We start from the raw sequence: 23,899 nt of genomic DNA on the forward strand, positions 1-23,899 counted from the left end.
AAAAAAAGATCTGGTTGCTTTTAACGCTACGAGGGCTTGCAGTCAGCAAAAAGAGGGTTGGCACTACACACACGCTCTGAACAGGTACATTTTACGGTGCAGCGCTAACCCTGACATTTAATGGCAGATTAAGATTAAAGCAGTTTCCGTGTTTGGCAAGTGGTTCAGGGGGCGCGTTTACTGGAAATATTATAATATCCTGCATCAATCGCGCAACAACTCTTATCAGCTACCTCGACTCTATATCGTCAGGGGACGAGTATGTGTGCAAAATAATGAGGAAGAAGAGCGCGAGATCGAAGACTTGCTCTCATTAGGCATCAATCCGAGAAGAAAAACAGAATTTAATGATAAAAACGAGTTGGCTGAATTGGCAGAAAACCTCAAACAAGCGTTGTTGCAGGATTACAGGATGGCGTATAGCGACAGAGGTCACGAATATGAAGAAGAAGCAAAATCAACCGTAAATCCTTAGCGTGTTTGATATCCCTGCCTTTCGCGTCGTGACAAAATTTTCAAGCCTGACTCTATGCATGTCGCTGCCTCTTTGCTGACATAGCTTTTTATCATGCGGCTGGCTTTCAGTATTTAATGTCCTTATCTTTGTATTTCTCAAGCCGCTTGGCTATGAGCGAATTAACGCGTCTCAATTTGGCCGCTGTGGAAGGTCATTATTACCTGTCTATCTCATGGTTATTATTGCCTGCTACCACCACAACAAAGAGCTACTATTACGGTTGATGATGATTGCATTATGAAGTATCCATTGAGAAACCTCATTTATGAAAAGGTCAGGCAGGCCGGAAACATGACGGACGCCGACCTGATGAACGCGCTGTCAAAGGAGGGCATCACAATAGCCGACGCCGAGTTCAACAAGATCCTGCTGGACTTGGAAATATACGGCCTCATCCGTGTCGCCTGGATCACAAAGGAAAAGCGCAGGATAGAACTAGTCGCCGATTCGGGAACCACAAGCTAGATGGGTATCTTGTAGTAAAAGAGCGCATCAACCGCAAGCGCTACAAATATCACTACCAGGTACGGGGCCGTAACCTTGTACGCCTTCCACGCAAACTCTGGTGTAGGGTTCTTGGTTAGCTTGTAGTGGTAGATAAGCATGAGCGAGCCGGATATTGCCGCGATTATCGTGTAAAGGAGCCCCGGGCCGGGGTTCAAAAAGTAAAGGCCAACCGAATATGGGAGCAGTATCGCCGTGTTGGCAAGGATGTAGCTTGCAGTTTTCTGGTTGCCAATGAGGACTGGAAGCATCGGGACGCGGACTGACGCGTATTCTTCGCGTGCCCGTATCGCCAGGCACCAGAAATGGGGCGGGGTCCACATGAACACAAGCCACCCGACTAGAAAGCCAAGCAGGTCCATCGAGCCTGTCACCGTGGCCCATCCTGCCATTGATGCGGCGCTTCCGGCAAAGCCGCCTATCACGATGTTCCAGGCGTTGTTGCGCTTTAGCCATGCAGTGTATATTATGACGTAAAAGAATATTCCAAGGGCTATCATTCCTGTCGCCATCGGGTTGAGGGTAAACCACGCAATGACCACAGACAGCACGCTCACGCCAAGGCCGTACGCAAGGACGCTCTTTGGTGACAGCCTGCCTGCAGGAATCGGCCTCTTGGCGGTCCTTTCCATCACCTTGTCGATGTCGCGGTCGTAATAGTGGTTCAGGGCGCTTGCACCCATTGAGGCAAGTGCGCCGGCAAGCGTGAGAAAGCCAAGCTTGAACCAGTCGACATCCCATGCTACGCTGGGAGTAGCGTCAAAGCGAGTAGCGGCAAGATACGAGGTGACTGCCGTAATCACCAAGACGACTACTATTCTTGGTTTTGAAACCTCGACAAAGTCGCGTGCAGTCACGCTATGAGCCTCTCAAAATCAGTAGCGCTGGCTTGCATTTAATTGATTCGGATGTTGCTGTCAGACGATGAAACGCTTTAGGTTTGACACCTGCAGCCTAAAGAATGTGAGCACCTTGCGCTTTAGTATGGCGTGCTCGGCGTCTGAAAGGCCGCACGCGCACTTGTTCTTGCTGTCCATGCTGTGCGCCTCGGCTACTGCGTACACCTTGGCTATCTTGTCCCTTGCCTGCGCAAAGTCGTACAGGCCCTCAATCCTGTGGGTGTGCTCTAGCATGTCCAGAAGGTTCACGGTCGTGAGCCACGCGTCTGCGACGGTGTCGCCTTCGCCCACGTCAAAAACGTCTGCTATGGACAAGGTGGTGTTATCAGCAGCAAGTCCTGCAAAACGCGCACCATAAGGCGGGTGGTCAACAATTTTAGAGGTGCAGAAAGGATTATTTATGCCAGAAAAGCCCATCATAGCCAAGCATGACTGACTGGGACCTGCTGACACCCGGTATTGGTCTTACGTCCATCGGCATTGTTGGCGTAGGCATATCGCTTGCTGGCATTGCCAAGACCTTCATCGACGGCATGCACGCAGTTTCTCTCCTTACCATGTTCATCGGGATGATATTTCTCGCCTCCGGTCTTTTCAAGGACGGCTTTCCGTCGACTGGCAGGGCCAAGTCTGCCACGTTTATCACGCTTGGTTTCCTCGTAACGTTTGGTGTCGCTGCCGCAGTCACGGTAAGCGTCCAGGTGCCAAGCATCTTTGCATACATTGGCCTCATGGCCATGATCGGGATACCCGGCGCGGTGCTTGCCGTCACGTCGTTTAGAAAGCCGCAGTATGTCAAGGCAATGGGTGTGATATTTATCGCCGGAGCCGCGGTAGGCGGCATAACTTTCTATGCATTTGGCCTCGTGACGCCCAAGCCTCCCCAGCCTGCTGAGGAAGAGCAGCAACAGCCAGCCGCTCCTGCGGCGCCAGCGACTCCGCCTGCAAACGTTATCAAGGCAAGCATCCCGGCAGGCGCCTCTGCGCAGGGCAACCCCTCATATGATCCAAACCCGCTGACCGTTGCCAAGGGAGATGGCGTAGAGTGGACGAACAACGACAACGTGCCGCACACCGTGACCAGCAAGGCAGACAGCGGCAAAACGTTTGACTCTAAAGTCATGGCTGCCGGCAAGACCTTCCTGCTCAACACTGCCACCCTGAAGGAAGGTGACTATGAATACTATTGCCAGCTACATCCGTTCATGGACGGTATGCTAAAGGTTGGCGGAGCCGGGGCTTCAAGCGCTGCAGGTGGAAACGCTACTTCTTCCAGCGGCAATGCTACAGGTGGGAATGCCGCCACTCAATCAAGTGGAGGTAACGCTACTACTGGTAGTAGTGCTGCTACTGCTAATAACAATACCAACGCCACGGCGCCAAGCGGAAACGCCACATCTGCGCCAAGTACTGCCTCTGGAGGAGCAAAGACGGCGGCAACAGTTACATCAGTTTCAATAGTGCTTGGTGCTTCCACTCCAACCAACGGCCAGTTCTTCTCGCCTGCAGAAGCCAAGTCTGCGGTCGGAAGCATGGTGACTTGGACTAACCATGACACTACGTTGCACACCGTGACATCCGGCAAGGTAGTAAACAACACGCCTGCCCCTGACAAGGTGTTTGATTCTGGTCTTATGAAAGCTGGCGCCAGCTATTCGTACGTGTTTGAAAAAGCTGGCGAGTACGACTATTACTGCATGCTACACCCGTACATGACGGGCAAGGTAACGGTCAGCTGACTGGCGACACAAGTACGCAAAGCATAGCTCTTTCAGCAGTCCAGCTTCAAGAGCTTGAGCAGCTTGCAAGAGCATCGATGCCAAACGAGTCATGCGCCTTTCTCCTTGGCAGCGGGCAGGGCAAGATATCAATTGCAGAGATACTGCCGGTGAAAAATGCGCACGCGTCATACGCGTCGTTTGAAATACCGCCGGAAGAGCTGCTAAAGGCTTACGACTATGCCGAGCGCAAAGAGATGCAGGTTGCCGGCATATTCCACTCGCACCCATCGCCTCCCTCTCCTTCTCGGACCGACGTGCGCTTTATGGAGATAAACCCTGTCGTGTGGGTCATCTACTCGACTACAGAGAACAGGTTTGCCGCATGGATATTTGATGAGGAAAACGTGCGACAAGTAGACATGACAAAGAGAGGCTAGGGCGTCAGCCTGTCAGTGTCTCTGGGGTATAGGACGACGTCGCGCACGTTCTGCGAGCCTGTCAGGACCATCATCAGCCTGTCGTAGCCAAGTCCCCACCCTGAATGCGGAGGCATGCCCCAGTCAAACGCCTTGAGGTGCTCTGAAAAGCTTGCCGGGTTCAGTCCCTGCTCGGCAAGCCTGCTTCTCAAACGCTCTGGGTCATGCAGCCTGCGGCCGCCTGACACCAGTTCGAGATAGCCGTGCTGCAGGTCAAACGACTTGGACAGCCTTTCGTCGCCTTCCTTTTCATGGATGTAAAACGGCTTTAGTTTCAGCGGCCAGTCCATGATAAAGTAGAATCCCCTGTGAATCTCGCCCAGCTTGCGCAGTGCGGCGTCAGACAGGTCTTCGCCAAACGAGAGCTTTTCGCCCTCTTTGGCTAGCTCGTCAAGGCACTGCTCGTACGTGAGCCTGTCTATTTTGCCGCTGAACGGGATCTCTTGAGCACCTGCCGCTGCAAGTTCTGCCTTGTGGTTTTCATTAAAGTCGCGGATAACGTTTCCCACCACCTTTTCCACGAGGTCCATCACGTCCTCGTAATCCAGAAATGCCGCCTCGACGTCGATGCTCGTAAACTCTGTCAGGTGCCTGACTGTGTGCGAGTTTTCCGCCCTGAAATAGGGGCCGATTTCAAACACCCTGTCCAAGCCCAGCGTCAGCTGTTCCTTGTAAAGCTGCGGGCTCTGCGCCAGGTACGCCTTGCGCTTGAAATAGTCAAACCCAAAGAGGTTTGCGCCGCCCTCGCTTGCACTCCCTATTATCTTGGGGGTGTTGACCTCGACAAAGCCCTCGCCTCTCAGGGTGTCCCTTACCACCTTGAGGCCGGCAGAACGCAGGTGGAATATCGCCGCGACCTTGGGGTTTCTCAGGTCAAGCGCCCTTGCGTCAAGCCTCTTGTCTGGAGCCGACTCGACCCTGCCCGTCGGGTCGATGGGAAGCGGGTGGACCGCCTTTGTAAGTATCGTAAACTCTGTTACCTTGACTTCAACCGGGAAATCCTTGGCCTTGCTCTTTTGGACAGTGCCTGCAACGATTACTGCACTCTGCCTTGGCGCCTGCACGGCTGCCTGCACGTTGTCGCCCGTCACTATGGCCTGGCAGGCGCCGGTGACGTCGCGGATTGTCATAAACGCCAGCTTGCCAATGTCGCGCACGTCTTCAATCCAGCCGCCTATCCTAACCTGGCTGCCTACAAGGCCCTCGCCAAGCTGGCGTGCGTAATGCGTCCTGTGTATGTCAACAATTACCATATTGTCTCTATCGCTGCTCAAACTCTACTAAAAGTTCAATGTTTCTGACGGCTTTGGCTATCCTTTGGACCTTTTCAACGTTGATCTTTTGGCTGCTGCTTTTGCCGGCCACCACGGCCTTGGTCACCTTGTTGCCGTCTGGGAGATAGAAATGGTTTATCGAAAGCACCCTTGCGGGGTGGAACAGGCTCTCTACAAGCCCGCGCTCTGACGCCTCTGACTCTACATAGTGCACCTTGTGCCCAAACTCTCTTTCTATCCTTTCTGCAAGCGATGGGTTGGCCCTTATCGACATCACGTCGGGCCCTCTCAGGACAAGGATGTAATCGTCATCCACCCTCGCCCCTCTAGACAGCGTAAACCTGTCGACGTCTTGGCTCTTGTTCGCTACCCTTGTCAGCCTTACTGCAGCGTCCACGTCATCCTGCGTGATGTTGCCGGCGTGCAGTTTTTCATCGCACTTGGCACATAACACGCCACTTTTTGCATCAAAGGAACATATGGGAGTCTTCAATGAGGCGGAACTTGCATAATGGCGAGCGCCCGTTATATAACCGCTCGGCCACGCAATGCCCTTCTATTGGCAGTCATTAAGGTGCCAAGTTACCCATCCATGATTTTAAAGATGTAACTGGATATGGATTGCTGAAAGTTGATTCCTATTTCAAATTGAAGGCGCAAGGGCGATATCTACCTGATTAGATATTATGGAGATATTTAGGTGTATTTTGGGGAATTATCGATACCAAATAACTAATTTTCAAAATACTAAAATGTTATTAAGATGAGATTGTAATTATTGGTATATGTCATACCAGAAGGTACATCATGATGTTATGAGCCTTGACTCAAAAATCAGACTAGTCACGATTTGTGACATGAACGGCAAGATTTTGTTCTCTGACCATAGGCCCGGTGTAAAGAATCTTCTTACGCCAGAGGAGAGCAGAAAGTCGCTTGATTTAGCCATCAACGCATGGAAAACGCGCAGCGAGCTTGCACCAAAAATAGGAAAGGGAAAATACGTGCTGGCAGAATACGAAAAAATCAAGCGCATTACAATGCCACTTGACGATAATCATTTGCTCTACATGACTACAGAAGTAGATGCCGATCATTCGAAAATAATCGACTCGATAAGTAAGCTCAGAAAGTAAACAGGAATATTCAGGGACTAGATATATTCGTCAGAAGATATCTGCTATTTCTCCAACTTCAATACCCTCTTATGGCAGGTATTAAGTTACATAAAAAAGTTATCCGTCTACAAAATTTGCAAGATTGAGCGTGAAAACCGGGCAGATGTAACACAGCATGTGTAACATCTAATTTGTAATTTTAAAATGTAATATATGAGCAAGCCAAAACATCCTAACCCAACTTCAAAGTTGCGCGCAAGGCCAGACGGGAATACCGTTTCAGCATAAATCCCTCAAGCCATCGCTCATGCCATGTGCTTGCAAGCTGGGGACTCGAATGGATCTGGATAACAGAGGGTCTAGAGTCGTACTGCAAGGTCAGGGTGCCTTTTCTTCAATTCGTTCAACGCTTCCTGTGGCTCCAAATCGCGGTCGATTAACTCTTCATCTATAGGCTCGGGGTTAAGCTCGTTCAATTTCCTCACAAAGTTGAAGAACAACAAAGGATTTCTTGGTGTCTTCAAGACAGAGCGACGCTTCTCAGAAAGGCTTCTTTTCTGCTTGTTCTCTGCCAAAGGTAGATTGCTTGTATCGCCAGAGTTTGTCGTTGGTTCCTCGACTTTATCAAAGGTAAATTCGCCCTTTCTCAGGCGTCGAAGTGTTTTCCTTTCGACGGCTTTCCCTAGAATATGCTCGACTGTCTAGGCGTTAATACTCATACTTTTACTGATTACCCCAATGGCTTGACTTCTTGTGAAGGACCATTGGGAAACGTATTCCTCAGTCTATCTGTTACTTCGATTTCTGTATTGTTTGCGATCGATTCTTGACGTCTGACGGGTTCCTTTTCTTCGCGCATGATTGGTTGACCTTTATCCAAATGTGAATTTTGAGTCCTCTTTGCTGCAGGAACTGCCCCATCAAAATGATATCCTCTTCTGACTTTAGGGTAATTGTAAGTGAGCCGTTAAAGTCTATATCATTTCAAAATTACATGAAGAAAGAAAAGAGAAGACAGCTCCTTGTAGATGTCATCCTTACCTGGATCGTTTTGAATTGCGACTGTGACATTTTGTGATCATAATAAAAAAGAAAAAAATGACAGGCCGAGAGAAAGAGCGAGAGTTTCCAGTTTGAACCTTGGCGATTAGCCAATAAAAAGCACACTTGTGCTGATAATAAGGTAGTTGGTGAGCATTTTTTAGCAATTGATATTACATATCATTTTTTGCTTATATCAAATAAGAATGCTTTATAATTATCAATAATATGCGATCAATGATATATAACATACATAATTTTTGTCTTTTTGCATAACTGTTTAATCTCGTTGAGTGCTAGAATCGCTTAGAGCAAAACTATGAAACTCGATGGAAGAAGAATTGCAACGCTAGCAGCCATGGTTGCTGTCGCATTTTTGAGTGCGATCGCAATACGGGGATTGGTAGAACCTAGCAACAACAACACTGCTGTCACAGCGCAACAGCAACAACAACCTATGCTCAAGTTGGAACCCACTTCGGGTGCTCCCGGCGGTAATGTCACCATCACAGGAAATAACTTTAGCATGAACAGCCCTGTGAAAGTCGAATTTGACGGCAAGATGCTCAATGTAGGCAACATAACTACAACCGCTAATGGCGGCTTTACTGTGATGGCAAATATTCCAAGCGATGCATCAGACGGCGGCCATGAGATAAAAGCTAGTGACGACAAAGGCAAGAGCGCATCAGCAACCTTTACTGTTAAGAAAGGCGGATAAACTGCCAGACGTTCTTGCAAAACGGACGCTGAAGCCCTTGCCATTTTTTATGGAAAGCTCGTAGGGGAGTACTCAGAGCTATCTTGGTGTGCACCTTTAAGGGCAGCTTTGCGATGGTGAAATATAATAAAAGACGAAAGGCTGAGCCAGAATCCTGATAGCATCATCACTAAACTATGCGATTTTCCGAATCGCCAATTATTTTGACTAGTATGTCATCCTAGACCTTTCTGCAGTCTCTCTTGATGTTCGGCCCATGGTGGCGAAAAGGTTGGCGTTAATCCTTGCCATCTCCTTGGCGCTCTCCCTAATTTGGTTCATAGTAATTGCGGCTGCTTCCATATTTGCAAACATCATCTTGTTCGCAGTCTTGGATGCCGCGATCGTGGCATCTGCAATAGTGGTCGCCATTCTCGAGAATAGTTCTGCCGCTGCTTGCGGAGACATCGGGAAACCCCACCACGATTCCATTTGCCTTACGTTCTGACTCCACGTCGATTGCATTGAATTAATGGCCTGCTTCTGGGAATCCAGGTAACTCTCTGCAATATCGCGTGACGCATCAATACTCTTTGTCTGATAATCCCTTAATACTTGGGTGTATTTCGGTATCTCCTGTTCGGCCTCATTCAGAGTTTTTCTAAGATTTTCTTTACTTTCGTCGAGGGATCTTGAAATGGCTTCTCTTTGCTGTCGCTCCATGTCTTCGAAAGACCTAGGGGCCTCTCCTCCACTCTCAGGTTTGGCCGGCGTGCTCTCTTTCTTGTCGTCCTTTCTTGACGCCATCACAAAATTTTTCGTAATAATTGATTAATAGAGTTTTGACTATAGTTTACCTATCAAAGTAATTATCGATCGAGAGGTAATATTGATCTGTGACCATGTGCCGCAATCCTACTTTCAGGTTTGCCTTATACTTCAGTCCATGAAGCGCGGACAAGGGGCCAGACAAGAGTCTAAAGCCGTCCATACGCCATTTTTGAACTGAAGTGCGGACACGGACAAAATCTTGTCCGCTGACAAAACACTACTTTTGTCCGTCCATTTGATTTTCCTCCAACTCTTGTACATAGTACTTGAAACCTCTTCTCGCCTCTCTCGGGCACCTTTAGAGGATTGAAAAGGCGTTTTCCCATGCAGACAAGAAGAAATTATCGTAGCCATCAATAGCGAGAGAGACATTAGGCATTTGACGTATCTCATTATAATTGCAACTGCGAAGAGATATCATGTCCAAGAATAAGCTCGATTATGTGGAGTGGAATGAGCTCAAGGGAAAAGAAGCCCGCGGCGTAGATAAGAGCGTTGACCTTGGAGAAATCCAGGGAGTCGGGAGAACATACGTCGTGACAAAAAAGGGAGTAGTAGATAAGGATAAGTTCTACATTCCAAAGGCTTTGGCTGAAAGGTATGATGGAAAAGAGGTGTGGTTCAATGTATCGGAGGGAATGAAATCAGAGTTCAGGCGAGACAACCCGCCAAGTGATGAAGAATATGCAAAATATAGGACCACCAATTCGCCGACAGACATTGAGGACAAGATTGCGGTAGTTACAGAGATTCCAGTTAAGGAAGATGCAGTCGTAGTCGAGAGCGAAACTATGGTTGATACGGGAATCCAAACGGAAGAACAACCTGTGGTAGTTGATTGGGAAAAGATCATTCACAAAAATGTTCGTTCGATGGATGGCGAGCCAGTAGGTAATGTTGTAGCGCTATATCCTGATACGATACATGTAGAGAGCCAAGGATCAAGAATGGCATATGAAATACCGAAGGATGAGGTCAAGGGCTTTGATGGTGCAGAAGTTCGCCTGAAAGCTCCAATAACTGACTTGGAACGATATATGAAACGGGGTCATTAGAGGATCTTTGCGTAGGCTTTCTCGACTCCATAGCAAGAGTCAGCAATATCATACAAATTCATTTTGCCCTTCTTTCCTTCTATCTAGATTATCGTCTTGATGGAATTTTGAACGGGATTCAGACATGACAGAATAATACTGTCTTAAGACAAAACCATACTTTTGTCTGATTGTCTGCTTGTCTTCCTTCCTTTTCCTATGCGTACAATATGAAATCCCTTTCACCTCTCAAGGCCATTCTGTGGAAGCAGGAGCAAAATGGTCAGTCAGAAGCAGGCTTTTCAGTCAAAAACTACCGTCTTTGGCGACTTGATACCCCTTTTAAATAGTTGACCTTCCTACCACGTATTCATCAAAGTTCCTCAAAGACTTCTCCGGGCCCTTGCGCTTTCCACCGTTGCCGTTCACGTGCTCCAATTCCTAGGATAAAATTGATATAGCATTTTTCAACTTCAATACCCTCTTATACCGTTTGAGACGCTTTCAAATCATATTACATATGCCTTCCCATTCCTCCTCCGCTGCCGGGGAATCAAATAACAAGAAACTCGCCGTCAAAGGCCTTTCAGCGTACTATTTGACGGAGAGGGGCCCTGTCAAGGCAGTTGACGCAGTCAACTTTGCGCTTTCAGAAAGCGAGTCGCTTGGCATAGTGGGCGAGTCTGCATGTGGCAAGAGCACGCTTGGGTCGGCGCTAATGCGCTCGATGCAGTCTCCCGGCAGGATTGTGGGAGGCGCAATCGTCCTTGCGGGCGAAGACATTGCCAGAATGTCAGACCGCGACTTTGGAAAAAACGTCCGGTGGAAGAAAATAGCGATGGTCTTTCAGGGCGCCATGAACGCGCTTGACCCCGTCTACACGGTTGAAAGCCAGCTCCGGGAGCTGCTGCAAGAGCATGGCTTTGAAGGCGATGTCGACGCCAAGATTTCAGAGTCGCTAAAGCAGGTGGGTCTGGCGCCGGCGGTGGCGTCGCGCTACCCGCACGAGCTGTCTGGCGGCATGAAGCAGCGCGTGGTGATTGCAATGGCGCTCTTGTTAGAGCCTGACCTCTTGGTCGCAGACGAGCCGACCACCGCGCTTGACGTGCTCGTACAGTCGCAGATCATTGCGCTTTTGAAAAAGCTGCACCGGGAAAAAGGAGTCACAGTGATCCTGATTAGCCACGACCTTGCGCTCGTGTCGCAGATTGCCGACAAGATAGGGATAATGTACGCCGGCCAGCTGGTCGAAGCCGGCTCGACGCAAGACATTTACAAAAACCCCAAGCACCCGTACACGCAGGCGCTGATAGCCGCAGTGCCAAGGCTGCATTCGGACGAGAAAAAGATCCGCTTTATACCCGGCAGCCCTCCAAGCCTGCTTGACCCGCCGGCCGGCTGCAGATTCTACCCCCGCTGCCCGCACGCAATGGATGTGTGCAAGCAGGACCCTCCCGAGTTTGCTACCGACACCGGGTACGTCAGGTGCTGGCTGTACGACCCAACCTTAAAAAGTACGTCGCGCTGAGAGCACAGGTGCCCACATACCGTGTCGTCAACAACAATCCTGTCATACTTTCCATTAGGCCAGATGCGCGAAAAGCAGCGCTCTGTGTTGTTAGAGATAGAGTCCGCCCTAAAGTCCGGCTACAGAAACATCTTTCTTGAAGCGCCCACCGGCTTTGGCAAGACGCCAGTGGCAATCACCCTTGCAAGGTACCTTGGAAGCTCGCACATTTGCACTGCGACAAAGGATCTGCAGGCGCAGTACCAGCGCGACTTTCCCTTCGTCTTTGAGGTAAAGGGGCGGGCCAACTTTCCCTGCATAGTCAAGGAGGACATGGGCCTTGCAGAAAACTGCGACTTTGGCCCATGCGTTCAGGATGACTCGTACGACTGCATGTACAAGACGCGGCTTTTAGACTACAAGGTTGTAGGAGAAGGGACGCTTGCCGAGCAGGTCAGGCTGGACCCTCTTGCCGAAAAAACGTACGTTGACAAGCTGAAAAAGCAGTCCAAGATTGTGGAACTGGAATGGCGGCCATGCCACTACTTTCACCAGAGGTGGATTGGCGCAAAGGCAAGCCACACGGTCTACAACTACCGCTACTTTTTGTCCGACATTTTCTACACCGGCACCACCCAAAAGCGCAAGCTCTTGGTGATGGACGAGGCGCACCAGATAGAATCAGAGGTGGGGGACTTTCGCAGCTTTACCGTCCACAAGAACACGCTGCGCTTTCTTCCACGGGTGCAGATGCCGGAGAAAAACGTCGAAGATGTCGAGCCGTGGATGGAGTTCTGCTCGTCTCTTAGGGACAAGATGATAAAATTCATCGAGCAGGCGACGGACGCCATTGAGCGTGGCAGGGTGGCCGAGCCGTACACAGAGCGCAACCTGATAGAGGCGATATCAAAGGAAAAGAACCTTGAAGCGGTGCTGTACGATATGCGCTCAAACAAAAAGAACTGGATAGTGTCAAGCATCCAGCGCGACGCGCAGAACCAGCAGCTTGTGCGCGCCACGTTGACCCCTCTTGAAACCTCTGGCTACTTTGGCGACATACTTGACAAGGGAACAATCAATTTGTTCATGAGCGCTACCATACTGTCAAAAGATTATCTGTGCAAGGTCTCCGGGCTAAAGCCGGACCAGGTCAAGTTCATCCAGGTGCGCGACTCGGACTTTCCAGTGAAAAACAGGCCGATACACCTGATGAACGTGGCGTGGCTCAACGCCCGATCTATGCAGGAAAGCATGCCAAAAATCGCCAAGGCCGTAGACAACATCATGACGATACACAAAAACGAAAAGGGCATAATCCACACAACGTCGTACTCGCAGCTGCAGTACATCCGCGACAACATCAGCCGGGAAAACGCGTCGCGGCTTATTGAAACGGGCTCGGCGCTTGGCAGAGAAGAGGTGCTTGAAAAGCACTACAAGAGCGCCAGGCCGACAGTGCTCATATCACCTTCCCTGCATCTGGGCGTAGACCTAAAGGACGACCTGTCGAGGTTCCAGGTGATAACCAAGGTTCCCTATCCCGATCTGACGGACAGAAAGGTCTCTGCGATGAAAGACCGGGACCAGCGCTGGTACACGTGGTACACGGTGCTCCGGCTGGCGCAGTCGTACGGGCGGTCGATAAGGAGCGCCGACGACTTTGCCACCACCTACATCCTTGACTCCAGCATCTCGTTTCTGCTAAAGAATGCGCAGGACATGGTGCCAAAGTGGTTTATGGAAGCAGTAAAGAATACCTAGAACGTTTTTATGTTGTAGCGGCTCAAAAATAGCGGTTTGTCCGGCGACAGGGCCGCTCCGTCACCAAGCCAGCAGGCAGCAGCGCCCACGATATTTGGCATAAACTCTAGCGTTGCTGTTACGCTTGTCCTTATCTCGCCTATAATATTCACGCTTGTAGTGTACCCTGACTCGTTCAATCTCTCGTGGAACGAGGGCAGGGGAGGATTCATCTTTGCAATGGCCTTTATCGCGGCAGAGCTTGTCGGCGTCAGGCAGCCGGTAAGCAAGAGAAAATTCTTGGTGGTGGCCGGACTTGCCGCACTGACAATAGGTTATTTTGCGGCCCTTCCGTACGGCCTGCACGACTCAATCCGTGATACGGGGCTGTCGTACGGCATCCGCAGCGAGGTTATCGGAAGCTGGATGTTTATGTGGGACTTTGTGGTGATGGCACTGTTTGTCGGCGCGTCATTGGTAGTGCTGTTTGGGAAAAAGTGGTACAAGATAGCGCCTGCGGGGGCGATATACCTTGCAGGAAGCGCTGTCATCCTGTCGCTTGACGCCTTTTTCCCGTACGACACGCTTGGACCGCTCCAGATAATCGTGCCGGCGTATCTGCAGATAGACCAAGCAGTCATCAGGTTCATCGACACGAACATCATGGACATCGGCAAGGGAGTGGTCGCCACTGCCAGGGGCAACCTGCTCGTGCTAAACGGCCTGCACGGGCCTTTTGCGTTGCAGGTATTCTGGCCGTCTGCAGGCGTCCACAGCATGATAATCTACACACTTGTGATGCTTGCTTTCTTGCTAAAGATGGAGATACCGCTAAAGCGCAAGCTCATCTATTTTGCGATAGGCACGCTTGGCACTGTCGCCGTGAACGTCGTCCGCATAATATCGCTGACAATGTACGCGCTCATTGTGACTGCCAACCCAAGGGAATGGGAGGCATTTCACTCTGTGGCCGGCGAGATAATGTTTCTGCCCTGGCTTGGCATCTACCTTGGAATCGTGATGTACACGGAGGGCAGGCGCTTGCGCAGGATGCGGCAACAGCAGGCAAGTACCACTCCTTCTTCTACTTCGCCGTAGAAAAATAGTCAAACAGCGTGTTCTGGCCAGAGCTGTCCTGCAGGTCTGATATCCGCACCCCAAGCCTGCGCACGCTTCTCTTTTTCTCGCCCATCGCCTCGTCCAAAAGTGATCTTGCCGTTGCGCGCAAAAGATCAAGACTTGACGCGTGAGCCTTGAGCGCCCTTGACCTTGTGACGTTTTCCAGGTCATCCAGGATGAGGATTATGCCGACCGATCCAAACGCCGCCTTTTTTTCAGTCGCGCTTTCATAGACTTGTTTGCATATTTCTTCAAGGTCGGCATACATCTCTTCTGCGCTCTGCGCGTCTTTTTTCAGCGTGACGATGCGCATTATCTGCTGCTTGCGATCGCCATCTGCTGACTCTGTGACAGGCTCGTCGTCGATTCCCTTTGCAGCATTGTGGATGTACGTCGCAGTCTTTTTGCCAAACTCTTGCATCAACTTGAAAAGGTCAAACGACGCAAGGTCGCCGGCGGTCTTTACTCCAAGTTCTGCAAGCCTGTCGCGGGTCTTGGGGCCAATCCCAGGTATCTTGTCAACGTCAAGCGCAGAAATGAATTGTACGGCGTTTTCCGGCCCGACGGCTGTCAGGCCGTCAGGCTTGTTGTAGTCAGACGCTACCTTGGCAAGCATCTTGTTTGGCGCAACGCCGACAGAGCATGTAAGTCCAATGCGCTCCTGCACTTGCTGTTTTATTGTGCGCGCAAGTGCTCCGGCGGCATCAAAACTGCCCTTGACTCGTTGTGACACGTCGATAAAGCACTCGTCAATTCCTACGTGCTCAAAAACATCGGCGTGCTCTTTGATGACTGCCATCGCGCTTTCAGACACCTGCCTGTAATAGTCAGCGTCAAGCGGCAGAAACAGCGCATTGTCCACCTGGGCAAGTTTTGCCTTTGCAACCCTGATCGGGATGCCTGATTTTACGCCGTACTTTCTTGCGACATAGTTGGCGGTGCTTACCACTCCGCTGTCCTCTGTCCTGCCGGAAAAGACGCACACCAGCACGGGCCTTTCCTTTATCTCTGGCCTGCGGATCTCTTCGCACTGAGCGAAAAAATAATCAAAGTCCACGTGCATGACGACCCTCTGCAGAGATGCCGGCAACGGCCGGTATTGGCAGGCCTGCATAATTAACTTGTGTACTGCTTTTTTCACTGGCCGTTCAACACAGATACGCCGGGCATCTCGTCTCCTGCAAGGTAGCGCAATGTCGCTCCTCCTCCCGTAGAGACGTGGCTAACCTCGTTTTCGGCGACGCCGGATTTCTTCATGGCCTCAAGCGTGTCGCCTCCGCCAATGAGCGTCTTGGCGCCACGCCAGTAGGCAAGCGCCATGCTCTTGGCGATGTTGACCGTGCCGTTTGCAAATGCCCTGACCTCAAACATGCCCATCGGGCCGTTCCAGAATATCATGCCTGCGCCGTTTGTGCCGCTTACCTCTGTGGAATAGCGCTCTATCGTCTCGCTGCCGATGTCAAAGCCGGCCATGCCATCGGGTATGTCGCCCTTGACCATTGTTATCGACGTGTCTGCCGGCGATATGGCCGCAACGTGGTCCGTGGGAAGCATTATCTTGTCGCCGTATGATGCAAGGGCCTTTGAGACCCACGGCAGGTGCTCGTTGTCGATGAGCGACTTGCCTGTCTTGAAGCCCTTGGCCTTCAGGAAAGTGTATGCCGCCGCTCCCCCGATTATCACCTTGTCAGCCTTTAGTAGCAGGTGCTCCAGCGCGCCTATCTTGTCCTTTATCTTGACGCCTCCGACAACCACCTTGAAAGGCTTTATCGGGTTGTCCTTCATCATCGACAGGTACTCGACTTCCTTTCTCATGTTAAAGCCGGCAAGCCGCGCGTCGACGAGCTTGGCCATGCCGTACGTGGAGGCGTGCTTTCTGTGCGACGTGCTGAACGCGTCGTTTACGTAGATGTCTGCAAGGCTTGCCAGTTTCTTGCAGAATTTCAGGTCGTTGGCTTCCTCTTCCTTGTAAAAGCGCAGGTTCTCAAGGAGCAGTATGTCCCCGTTGTTCATGCGGCCGATCTCGTCTTCAACCGGCTGGCCGACGCAGTCGTGCGCAAACCTCACCTTTATGCCAGGCCTGCTTCCGACTATCTCTGACAGGCGCTTTGCCACCGGCGCAAGCGTGTAGTCATCGTCGCGGCCGTCGGGCCTGCCAAGGTGCGACGCAAGTATGACCTTTGCGCCCCTCTTTGTCAGGTATTCTATCGTGGGTATTGTCATGCGGATGCGATAGTCCTCACCCACGGTCCCGTTGCTCACGCTGACGTTGAAATCAACTCTGACAAACACGCGTTTTCCGTTAAACTTTTTGTCGTCGAGATCGGTAAGGGTTCTGAGCGCCAATGGATGGGACAGCTAAAAGGCAGGAGATTATTTACTTTTCCGAAAAGAAATGCTAGAACGAAAATCCTCAAAACACTTAATAAAATAATGGCGCCGCCAAGCTACGTGAGTTTCGTCCCAAAAAGGGTTCTTGGCAAGTTCATGCACGTTACGGACCAGCCGCTAAAGAGGCCTGGCGGAAAATCACTGGTATATTTCATGGGCGCAGGCTTTTGCCCGTTCTGCGCGGCAGAGCGCTGGGCCATCGTCAAGGCGCTTGAGCGCTTTGGGAAATGGGAGGGCCTTGTGGAGGACAAGAGCGCCGGCCACGACGAAAAGTACCTCAACGTACCGACGTTTAATCTGGCAAGGGCAAAATATGCAAGCGACGCAGTCGAGTTTGCCGGAAAAGAGACTGCCGACCGCAACTTTGAGCCGCTGCAGGAGCTTGACGACAAGGATTATGAGATTCTAGACATGTACAACCCTGACCAGATGATCCCCTTCTTGCTGATAGACGGCCAGTACATGCAGGTTGGAGCTGGCTATAGCCCGGAGCTTATCCAGAACATGACCCACGACAAGGTCAAGGCAGAACTTGGCAACCCGAACTCTGCAATAGGCAAGGCCATCAACGCAGAAATCGACAACATTACCGCGTTGATATGCAAGGCAACAGGCGGAAAGGGGAGCGCCTGTAACTCTGACAGCGTCAAGGCGCTGACTGCAAAACTGTAAGAAGAAAAAAGAATTTTTCTTTATTCTTCTACCTTTGCGACCTGCGGCTTTAGCGCAGTGACGCGCGTGTAGGTCGGGCACCCAAGCTTGCTTGACGCAACCTTGAAGCCTTCCTTTGCCAGCGGGAGGTTTGCCGCAGTGACGTACGCCTCGAATATGACTTGGTCAGGCTTTACCCTTGCTGCAAGGCCGGTTGCCTTGCCAAAGGCGCGGCGCATTCCCTCCTGAAGACGGTCTGCACCTGCCGTTGCGATCATCTTGTTCTCCCGGAGTATGACGTGTGGATAGACCCTGAGCATCGAAAAAAAGCTCATCTCGCCTGCCGTTGCCATCCTCTTGTTCGCCGCCAGCCTGGCCGCCTCAAGGGCGTTGTGCCTAATCTGGATCTTTTCCGTGACAACGAGTTCCAGCTTGTAATCATAATCCTGGCTTGCCTGGCCGGACGCAAACCTTGCTATCTTTAACTGTGGCTTGCCGGCAATGTATTCGCGCCTTACATAAGGCATTCCGCGCGTCTCGCGATAATTTACTCCCTTCATACTCTATGCACTAAATTTGAATGCTTAAATGTGGAAGTCTGCTGTGATTTAATCGTTATGTCATCTCCTCAGCAGCAACAGCCATTTGCAGAAAAACAGCAGCAACAGGCGGGAGAGGAGGTGCAGCCAGCGGCAGTAGTAGAAGCGAGGCTTGCAGGCGCTGGCAAGGTGCTGATAGAAGAAACAAGGTCGCAGGACGAGCTGCGCACCCGGGGCTTTGGAGAGCGCGAAGGGCAAGAATACGTGTTAAAGCCGTACGAGGCGCTATACCTCTTGCAGGCAAAGCGCCTGACGTTTGCCGGCAAGAAGGATGTCACCTTTGACTCCCTCTTTGAACATCTGTTAAAGCACGACAAAAACATCATGACCAAGTTCTTGGTCTACCGCGACCTTCGGAGCCGGGGCTACGTGGCAAAGGAGGGCTTTGGCTTTGGCGACGATTTTCGAGTCTATGAAAGGGGCGAGTACGAGAAAAAACCGGCAAAGTATGTGGTCTTTGGGATTAACGAAGGCGCAAACGTGACTGCAAAGGGCTTTGCAAGCGCCATTGAGCAGATCGAAAAGATGGGCAAGGAGGCAGTGGTGGCAGTCATTGAAAGGCGCGGCGAGGTCATCTATTACAAGGCATCCAAGATGCGCTTTATGCAGAACAAGCACGATACTTTTCTGGTCCGGTGATGGTGACAGTAAAAACGTCAACGGATGAGCCCAAGTTCAAGGAGGTGTATTGCGCTGACTGCAAGATGGTACTTGCAAGGTACTCTATCAAGTATTTTACGGACACGGACATCAACGAGCTTGTGCACGTCCATTACTCGGCGCACATCAAGGAAGGGCACGCCATAGAAACCCGCCTTGCCATGTAAACGATTTATAGCCCTGCAGGCTTCACTTGCCCATGCAACGTAACCTCTGCGAGAGGGTTATCAAGCTAGACAAGAACATACGCTTCGCAGGCATAGTCAACGCAAACGGCGAAGTCATCGAGGGTGGCTTCCAGCAGGGGATCCAGCCGCTTCTCAATGGCCCTGCCGAGCAGCAAATGTACATACAGTCACTCTCCAACGTCGTGACGCTCAAGCAGTACGCAGACATGCTCGGCGACTTTCGCTACAGCATAACCGAACACGACAAAGTCACGCTTCTTACCTTCCCGCTAGGTGACGGCATCCTGTGCGTCTCTGCCTCTCCAAAGGCAGACTCGGCAAAAATCAGGAACAAAGTGGCGGCTCTTTTGAAGGGAAACAAGCCAAGGGGCAGCAAGAAGGTTTAATAATGCAATGACTAAAAGGTTAAATGCATGGTAGCCTCCTCCGAGGCAAGGTTGGCCAAGCGCTTTTGTGAGCACTGCTTTTACCGCGGTGCCGAATCAGAGTTTCTCGCAGCAGCCGACTTTTGCATCGAGTGCATGAGCGTGCACGCGCACTGCCCAAAATGCAAGTCCAGCTTCCACAGCGTCCACGTTGTCGAATAAAAGATTTTTACACGGCTCTTGCGCTTTGGTTAGCGTTGCAGGGTGATGACGAAGTGTACAGTCCCCCTATTATCTGCCTGCGTCGGCAGAAAAATGAAGAGAATTTACCGGACTGCCGAGCCTTGCAGCGTTATTTTAGAAGAAGCATATAATAGATTTAGTATTGCTAAAATTCTTTCAGAATGACATTTATCCAATAAAGGCCATTTTTTAAACCATGAATATTGCAGATTCTGAGGTTGCGCAGTTAATCATAGCTCGAACATGCGGCTGCAATGAACTTGGAAGAAGAAAAGTCACATACAATTTTGCTGACCCTTACCACGCCCTGTGCCTTGACAAGAAGGACATCATACTTGCACAGCTGGAAGCCTGCGAGACCTTGCTAAAATATGCTTCCGATGATCCTGACAAGAAGGTCGTGGAAAAGGAAATTGCCGAGCTGCGCATGGCGATGGACCTGCTGACCTGAGCCGCCACAGGAAGGGGTGGCGCAATTGTAATGTCACAGCAGTTTCGAGAGTACGAGCAGAAGGTCCGAAAGGCCAGCTTTGTGTTGTGCCCGTCGTGCTACTGGTGCGCGACATACTTTGCAACTGTTGACGACAAGTTCCCGGAATGCCCTGTCTGCAGGAGCGTTGTTATCGATTCTATTCCGATTTCAGAAAGCGAGTTTTACCATGTAAACATTACTGGAAACGGCAACGTGGAACTGAGGTTCCGGAGAGGTGCCTGACGCCAAGAGATCTGTGTTCGCCAAGAAAAGAGCTTTAACATTTTTAATTCACCAGCCCGTAGCCGTTTCTGTAGTGAAATACGACCAGCTGTGCGCCGAGCTTGCAGGCCTTGACAATAGCATAGTGGCAACCTTTGTGCTTTCAAACAAGGTCACGGGAATGCATGTCAAGATGAACGTGCCAAAAATAAAAGAAGAGGACACCCGCCTGCTTGCAGAGCAGACTGCCACAGTGATGGGAATAACGCGCACAAACGAAAGGCTGTTTGGCAAGGTAGGCTTTTTGCTTGTGCATCACGAGTTTGTAGATGGGATATTCTTTCCCGCAGGCAACGACACCACGGTTCTGGTCGGCTTGGTACAGCCGTACGATCAGGCAGACGTAGTTGAAAAGGTGCGCAAGAAAATAGGGTCCGTCTTTGCGCCATAATAATTGCACTGTACAAAGACAAGACCTTGAAAACTGCAATATGTGATGATGTGTTGGCACATGTCAATACGCGTCCTTACAGCTAAATTGCGGAATTGCATTCTATGTTGCGTGAAAAGATGCCCAAAACACGGCAGAGGCAAGTACAGCAGGCAGTTTGACACTTTCTACTGTCCAGAGTGCGATAGGTGGCTTGAGAAAAAGTGTCCAACTCCAAAATTCTGTCTGCTCTGCGTCAACAGGCCACGCAAGCCGAGTCTTGCACAATAGCTTGGTGTGTATGTGTGTAGGACCTGTTGCGCAAGAATCCTTTGCAGCATGGTTCCTGCGGGATAGACAAATATTCGGCTATTGTAGAAGTTAAATTGCGGGGTAGGCCAAGCACGCCTTTATACTCCATATATCTCCGTGCTAGCGTGCACTGATTGTTTGGCCCCGGTCTACTCCGCCTACCGCGTCGTGCCGACTCTTTATCTTAAACGGTCCTCTGGTGTTTTTAAGGCTGAAAAAGCCAGCAGGATTATTGCTGCTGACCTGATCCTCCTCCTTACGTTCTAGCTTTGTGATTCACTGCCGCCCTTGTAGTCTTGAAGAGTTGGTTTTTCTTCCTCGCCTACTTGCGGGGCAACGTCTTTTGGTTTTTCCTCGGTTGTTGCTGATGATGATGACGACGATGTCGGTGATGGTGGTGTCTGTTGCTGTCCTTCGCTCACGATCTCTGCCGTGGCAAATCTCGCGCCGACGTTTGTGATTCTCACCTTGGCCTTCTGTCCGACTTTGCCACCCTTGACAAAGATTACAAAGCCCTGGATCCTGGCAATCCCGTCGCCTTGCCTGCTGATCTCAGAGATTTGCACGTCGTATTCCTTGCCGGTTTCAACTGGTTTTGGGCCGCCGAATCCACGGTCGCCTCCAAAACCCCTTCCTCCGCCGTAACCTCTACTTCCACCGTAATTACTTCTTCCGCCGTATGACATTTTCCAGAATCAAGTGCGCAGCAAACAATTTAAAGTGAATCGGTATTGGTGCCGTCTCTAAAAAGCTCTGAATTGCTAAACGCCACCTGAGGGGCTAACTATGTGTGCTCTATGAACCGTGAACAGTAGCCGCAATGGTTTGCTGTGGCAGGCGCATTTGCACTTAGACTTTGTGAAAAGTTCCGCTTCCTTGGGATAAAAATTTGCATTTTGCAATGTAATTTTTACATCTCTGGCCTTGCCATTTCGTCTCTATCTTGCTCTTTCTCTTGCTGATGGGGACCAAAGTCATTTTAGAAAGTAAAGGGTAATTCTTGTACAGACAAGTGTATGTTTGGATTTGGAATTATTCTCACGGCTTTGGCCGACCGCCTAGCCCAGCGAAGAAACAAGGAAAGAAAGCGATGCGACATATGCAGACAGAGATTTGATACCTACGAGGCTGCCGAAGAGCACAGAAGAAAAGTGCACGCAGATGTAATGATCTAGTTGCATAGATATATGCACACACATATACGTTCTTTTTTGCAGCGTTACTTGGCTCTCTAGAACAAGAATTTCTTTATATTATCATAAATGCGGAATCATATGTGAATAATACCTATAATGAGGGACGTCCAGTATAGACTTACCACCAGTTACCTCGTCGTCTGGAAACCTGACAACCATCCGGAACGCTGCGAGATTGCATCTATGCGTTCATTAGGTCCCGAAAGCCCGATGAGGGCGAGTAGGGCCTTTTTGTTTAATCTCTTGGCGCAACGATTGGCTGCCCTGCAGAATCATCATCCTATTCAGCTTGTGCCGCATTTCCAATTGAAACTCTTTTTACGAGCATTTTCATGGTCAGCAAACCCATGATAACGCCCTTTCTACTTATGACAGGCAGTCGGCCGATGTCATTTTCTTTCATGATGGATAGCGCTTGCTCTGCAGTTGCTTCAGAATCAACTGTTATCAATGGCGCGCTCATTATGTCCTTTAACGTTACCTTGAATGGGCCGCGGTTTTGCGCCACTATGCGATAGATGATGTCCCTTTCCGTAATTATGCCAGCTGGTATGCGCGAGCGAGTATTTGGATCATTTCGGGTGACAATGATGGTGCACTCTTTTCTTTCGTACATTGTTTTTGCAGCATCTGCAACAAGAGTATTTTCATCCATGCTGACGAAGGCCTTGTCTGCAACCTTGCCTGCCTTCAAACTGACGGCCCTTCCTGCACGTTCCATGTATGTGTATATTTGACCACAGAATAGCATATCAAAGTAGCTGTGGCAGCAAAATTATCTATAATTAATAGAAAAGGAAAATAGCGGTTGTGTTTCTTCCTGCCGTCTAACTTCTTTGGCTGGCTGTGTCTCTGCATCTGATAACTCAATCCAGCATCTTTATACGATTTAGAGGCACAGATTTGGTTATGAACGACAGAGATGATGATAATGGTGGCGAAAGAGAATGGATTTCAAAAAGCGGCGAAAGCGACGTCTTTAAGGAATATGAAAACAAGGTCGAGCGCTTTCTTGCCGGTCTGAATGAGACTATCTCCAAGTTGCACAAAGCGGGTCATCTCGACGATGCCGCATACTCTAGGCTTGGCAAGCTGGCAAGAGATTTTCAAGGGTCCTAGGCAAGCATTGTGTGTATGCGTGCCTGACTCGGCTCTGCATGGCGGTGGAAAATAGAGGCAGCAAAAAGTTCCATTTTTTGGGAAAAACGTAAATACTATGCGCTTGTACAGAATGTCAAGGGGTAGGCCGAAAAGGTAATCGCAAAAGGTGCGGTTATTGGGTCATGCGGGATAAAGGTCCTGCATGACTGGCCTTCCCTTGTCTTGTTATTATAATTCTTGACTGAAATTTCTTCAATGGCAAAAGAATCTGCTACTTGCATTATTTTACATCCTGTCAAAGCAGCATGTAATTAAAGCAGCGTGGCATCAACAACTGCCTGCTCTACCATATATGCAGACGCTTTCAATGAAAAGCGAAAGGAAGATGAGAAAAGTGCTCCGGCCGGGATTTGTTCCGGCAGGGATGACGGACCCACGCCGTTTGAACCCGGGATCTCCGCCTTGAGAGGGCGAAATGCTTAACCGGACTACACCACCGGAGCTTAGCCACACTGCATTTCGCTCTTCATAAAAATGTAACTTTGCGATGTAGATCCGCAAAGGAAATAATCTACAGCATATATACAA

The 23,899-nt window shown here is 50.2% G+C and carries 32 protein-coding genes and 1 tRNA gene; 20 read left to right on the forward strand and 13 right to left on the reverse strand.

The genetic code is table 11. The features are described from left to right. Positions 1-148 precede the first annotated feature (148 nt). Together NTE_RS07400 and NTE_RS07405 are read left to right on the forward strand one after the other, a co-directional pair. Positions 149-475: a hypothetical protein gene (locus NTE_RS07400; RefSeq protein ID WP_148700439.1), complete on the forward strand. Its 327-nt coding sequence runs from the start codon at positions 149-151 to the stop codon at positions 473-475. A 279-nt stretch (positions 476-754) separates the two neighbouring features. Next, positions 755-982, forward strand: a complete 228-nt coding sequence (locus NTE_RS07405; protein WP_148700440.1) for a hypothetical protein — start codon at positions 755-757, stop codon at positions 980-982. Here the strand turns inward: NTE_RS07405 and cyoE are convergent. Then, positions 979-1,878: a heme o synthase gene (cyoE, locus tag NTE_RS07410; protein ID WP_148700441.1), complete on the reverse strand. Its 900-nt coding sequence runs from the start codon at positions 1,876-1,878 to the stop codon at positions 979-981. The genes NTE_RS07405 and cyoE overlap by 4 nt on opposite strands. A gap of 60 nt (positions 1,879-1,938) precedes the next feature. After that, on the reverse strand, positions 1,939-2,235 hold the full coding sequence (locus NTE_RS07415) for a hypothetical protein (RefSeq protein WP_148700442.1): 297 nt from the start codon (positions 2,233-2,235) through the stop codon (positions 1,939-1,941). Between the two features lie 113 nt (positions 2,236-2,348). On the opposite strand from NTE_RS07415, the gene NTE_RS07420 reads away from it, so the two are divergent. Beyond that, positions 2,349-3,659 carry a cupredoxin domain-containing protein gene (locus NTE_RS07420; protein WP_148700443.1) on the forward strand — a complete coding sequence of 437 codons (1,311 nt, stop codon included), beginning with the start codon at positions 2,349-2,351 and terminating at the stop codon, positions 3,657-3,659. 23 nt (positions 3,660-3,682) lie between these two features. Next, complete coding sequence (locus NTE_RS07425) at positions 3,683-4,078, forward strand: M67 family metallopeptidase (RefSeq protein WP_226987260.1); 396 nt, start codon at positions 3,683-3,685, stop codon at positions 4,076-4,078. On the opposite strand, the gene aspS is transcribed toward NTE_RS07425, so the two are convergent. Beyond that, positions 4,075-5,370, reverse strand: coding sequence for an aspartate--tRNA(Asn) ligase (gene aspS, locus NTE_RS07430; RefSeq protein ID WP_148700445.1), 1,296 nt, complete (start codon positions 5,368-5,370; stop codon positions 4,075-4,077). The two genes, NTE_RS07425 and aspS, sit on opposite strands and share 4 nt — an antisense overlap. 7 nt (positions 5,371-5,377) lie before the next feature. Then, positions 5,378-5,884, reverse strand: coding sequence for a hypothetical protein (locus NTE_RS07435; RefSeq protein ID WP_148700446.1), 507 nt, complete (start codon positions 5,882-5,884; stop codon positions 5,378-5,380). Between the two features lie 292 nt (positions 5,885-6,176). Between NTE_RS07435 and NTE_RS07440 the strand changes: the two genes are divergently transcribed. Further along, on the forward strand, positions 6,177-6,527 hold the full coding sequence (locus tag NTE_RS07440) for a hypothetical protein (RefSeq protein WP_148700447.1): 351 nt from the start codon (positions 6,177-6,179) through the stop codon (positions 6,525-6,527). Positions 6,528-6,868: 341 nt separating this feature from the next. Here NTE_RS07440 and NTE_RS07445 read toward each other — a convergent pair whose 3' ends face one another. Continuing rightward, positions 6,869-7,084, reverse strand: coding sequence for a hypothetical protein (locus tag NTE_RS07445; RefSeq protein ID WP_148700448.1), 216 nt, complete (start codon positions 7,082-7,084; stop codon positions 6,869-6,871). Positions 7,085-7,869: 785 nt separating this feature from the next. Here NTE_RS07445 and NTE_RS07450 point away from each other — a divergent pair. Next, positions 7,870-8,271 (forward strand): IPT/TIG domain-containing protein, encoded by a 402-nt coding sequence (locus NTE_RS07450; RefSeq protein WP_148700449.1) that lies wholly within the window; start codon positions 7,870-7,872, stop codon positions 8,269-8,271. 207 nt (positions 8,272-8,478) lie between these two features. Here NTE_RS07450 and NTE_RS07455 read toward each other — a convergent pair whose 3' ends face one another. Continuing rightward, positions 8,479-9,057: a hypothetical protein gene (locus NTE_RS07455; protein ID WP_148700450.1), complete on the reverse strand. Its 579-nt coding sequence runs from the start codon at positions 9,055-9,057 to the stop codon at positions 8,479-8,481. 443 nt (positions 9,058-9,500) lie between these two features. Here NTE_RS07455 and NTE_RS07460 point away from each other — a divergent pair, with 443 nt between their 5' ends. From NTE_RS07460 to artG, 4 genes are all read left to right on the forward strand, one after another. Then, positions 9,501-10,136: a hypothetical protein gene (locus tag NTE_RS07460; RefSeq protein WP_148700451.1), complete on the forward strand. Its 636-nt coding sequence runs from the start codon at positions 9,501-9,503 to the stop codon at positions 10,134-10,136. 499 nt (positions 10,137-10,635) lie between these two features. Next, the gene (locus NTE_RS07465) at positions 10,636-11,643 is read left to right on the forward strand and encodes an ABC transporter ATP-binding protein (RefSeq protein WP_148700452.1); all 1,008 of its coding nucleotides are present in this window, start codon (positions 10,636-10,638) and stop codon (positions 11,641-11,643) included. Between the two features lie 21 nt (positions 11,644-11,664). After that, positions 11,665-13,383: a helicase C-terminal domain-containing protein gene (locus NTE_RS07470; RefSeq protein WP_148700453.1), complete on the forward strand. Its 1,719-nt coding sequence runs from the start codon at positions 11,665-11,667 to the stop codon at positions 13,381-13,383. Between the two features lie 36 nt (positions 13,384-13,419). After that, positions 13,420-14,460, forward strand: coding sequence for a thaumarchaeosortase (artG, locus tag NTE_RS07475; RefSeq protein WP_226987234.1), 1,041 nt, complete (start codon positions 13,420-13,422; stop codon positions 14,458-14,460). On the opposite strand, the gene dinB is transcribed toward artG, so the two are convergent. Both dinB and NTE_RS07485 read right to left on the reverse strand, forming a co-directional pair. Continuing rightward, entirely contained in the window at positions 14,447-15,571 is a 1,125-nt protein-coding gene (gene dinB / locus NTE_RS07480; RefSeq protein ID WP_226987235.1) for a DNA polymerase IV, read from the reverse strand. The two genes, artG and dinB, sit on opposite strands and share 14 nt — an antisense overlap. A 47-nt stretch (positions 15,572-15,618) precedes the next feature. Continuing rightward, complete coding sequence (locus tag NTE_RS07485; RefSeq protein ID WP_148700455.1) at positions 15,619-16,827, reverse strand: phosphoglycerate kinase; 1,209 nt, start codon at positions 16,825-16,827, stop codon at positions 15,619-15,621. Between the two features lie 87 nt (positions 16,828-16,914). Between NTE_RS07485 and NTE_RS07490 the strand changes: the two genes are divergently transcribed. Next, a complete protein-coding gene (locus NTE_RS07490; protein ID WP_158385249.1) occupies positions 16,915-17,544 on the forward strand; it encodes a DUF929 family protein in 630 nt (209 codons plus the stop codon). A gap of 20 nt (positions 17,545-17,564) precedes the next feature. On the opposite strand, the gene NTE_RS07495 is transcribed toward NTE_RS07490, so the two are convergent. Then, positions 17,565-18,083: a 50S ribosomal protein L16 gene (locus tag NTE_RS07495; RefSeq protein ID WP_148700457.1), complete on the reverse strand. Its 519-nt coding sequence runs from the start codon at positions 18,081-18,083 to the stop codon at positions 17,565-17,567. Positions 18,084-18,140: 57 nt separating this feature from the next. Here NTE_RS07495 and endA point away from each other — a divergent pair, with 57 nt between their 5' ends. The 8 genes from endA to NTE_RS17325 all read left to right on the forward strand — a co-directional run bounded on the left by endA (position 18,141) and on the right by NTE_RS17325 (position 21,281). Further along, entirely contained in the window at positions 18,141-18,761 is a 621-nt protein-coding gene (endA, locus tag NTE_RS07500) for a tRNA-intron lyase (RefSeq protein WP_148700458.1), read from the forward strand. Continuing rightward, positions 18,761-18,949 (forward strand): hypothetical protein, encoded by a 189-nt coding sequence (locus NTE_RS07505; protein WP_148700459.1) that lies wholly within the window; start codon positions 18,761-18,763, stop codon positions 18,947-18,949. Before endA ends, NTE_RS07505 begins: the two co-directional genes overlap by 1 nt. A gap of 32 nt (positions 18,950-18,981) precedes the next feature. Then, complete coding sequence (locus tag NTE_RS07510; RefSeq protein WP_148700460.1) at positions 18,982-19,356, forward strand: DUF6659 family protein; 375 nt, start codon at positions 18,982-18,984, stop codon at positions 19,354-19,356. A 27-nt stretch (positions 19,357-19,383) separates the two neighbouring features. Continuing rightward, positions 19,384-19,557, forward strand: a complete 174-nt coding sequence (locus tag NTE_RS16510; protein ID WP_158385251.1) for a hypothetical protein — start codon at positions 19,384-19,386, stop codon at positions 19,555-19,557. Between the two features lie 217 nt (positions 19,558-19,774). Beyond that, on the forward strand, positions 19,775-20,029 hold the full coding sequence (locus tag NTE_RS07515; RefSeq protein WP_148700461.1) for a hypothetical protein: 255 nt from the start codon (positions 19,775-19,777) through the stop codon (positions 20,027-20,029). Positions 20,030-20,059: 30 nt separating this feature from the next. Next, on the forward strand, positions 20,060-20,293 hold the full coding sequence (locus NTE_RS07520; RefSeq protein WP_148700462.1) for a hypothetical protein: 234 nt from the start codon (positions 20,060-20,062) through the stop codon (positions 20,291-20,293). Between the two features lie 73 nt (positions 20,294-20,366). After that, positions 20,367-20,723, forward strand: coding sequence for a hypothetical protein (locus NTE_RS07525; protein ID WP_148700463.1), 357 nt, complete (start codon positions 20,367-20,369; stop codon positions 20,721-20,723). Between the two features lie 429 nt (positions 20,724-21,152). Then, on the forward strand, positions 21,153-21,281 hold the full coding sequence (locus NTE_RS17325) for a hypothetical protein (protein ID WP_264357946.1): 129 nt from the start codon (positions 21,153-21,155) through the stop codon (positions 21,279-21,281). On the opposite strand, the gene NTE_RS07530 is transcribed toward NTE_RS17325, so the two are convergent. Continuing rightward, complete coding sequence (locus NTE_RS07530; protein ID WP_148700464.1) at positions 21,278-21,700, reverse strand: TRAM domain-containing RNA chaperone; 423 nt, start codon at positions 21,698-21,700, stop codon at positions 21,278-21,280. The genes NTE_RS17325 and NTE_RS07530 overlap by 4 nt on opposite strands. A gap of 790 nt (positions 21,701-22,490) precedes the next feature. After that, positions 22,491-22,904 (reverse strand): CBS domain-containing protein, encoded by a 414-nt coding sequence (locus tag NTE_RS07535; RefSeq protein WP_158385253.1) that lies wholly within the window; start codon positions 22,902-22,904, stop codon positions 22,491-22,493. A gap of 215 nt (positions 22,905-23,119) precedes the next feature. Here NTE_RS07535 and NTE_RS07540 point away from each other — a divergent pair, with 215 nt between their 5' ends. Continuing rightward, positions 23,120-23,329 (forward strand): hypothetical protein, encoded by a 210-nt coding sequence (locus NTE_RS07540; protein WP_148700466.1) that lies wholly within the window; start codon positions 23,120-23,122, stop codon positions 23,327-23,329. A 95-nt stretch (positions 23,330-23,424) separates the two neighbouring features. Here NTE_RS07540 and NTE_RS16515 read toward each other — a convergent pair whose 3' ends face one another. Both NTE_RS16515 and NTE_RS07545 read right to left on the reverse strand, forming a co-directional pair. Next, complete coding sequence (locus NTE_RS16515; RefSeq protein WP_158385255.1) at positions 23,425-23,592, reverse strand: hypothetical protein; 168 nt, start codon at positions 23,590-23,592, stop codon at positions 23,425-23,427. 114 nt (positions 23,593-23,706) lie between these two features. Next, a tRNA-Glu gene (locus tag NTE_RS07545) sits at positions 23,707-23,814 on the reverse strand. Between the last annotated feature and the right edge of the window lie 85 nt (positions 23,815-23,899).

Origin of the sequence: Candidatus Nitrososphaera evergladensis SR1 (assembly GCF_000730285.1) — an archaeon.
GTDB lineage: Archaea > Thermoproteota > Nitrososphaeria > Nitrososphaerales > Nitrososphaeraceae > Nitrososphaera > Nitrososphaera evergladensis.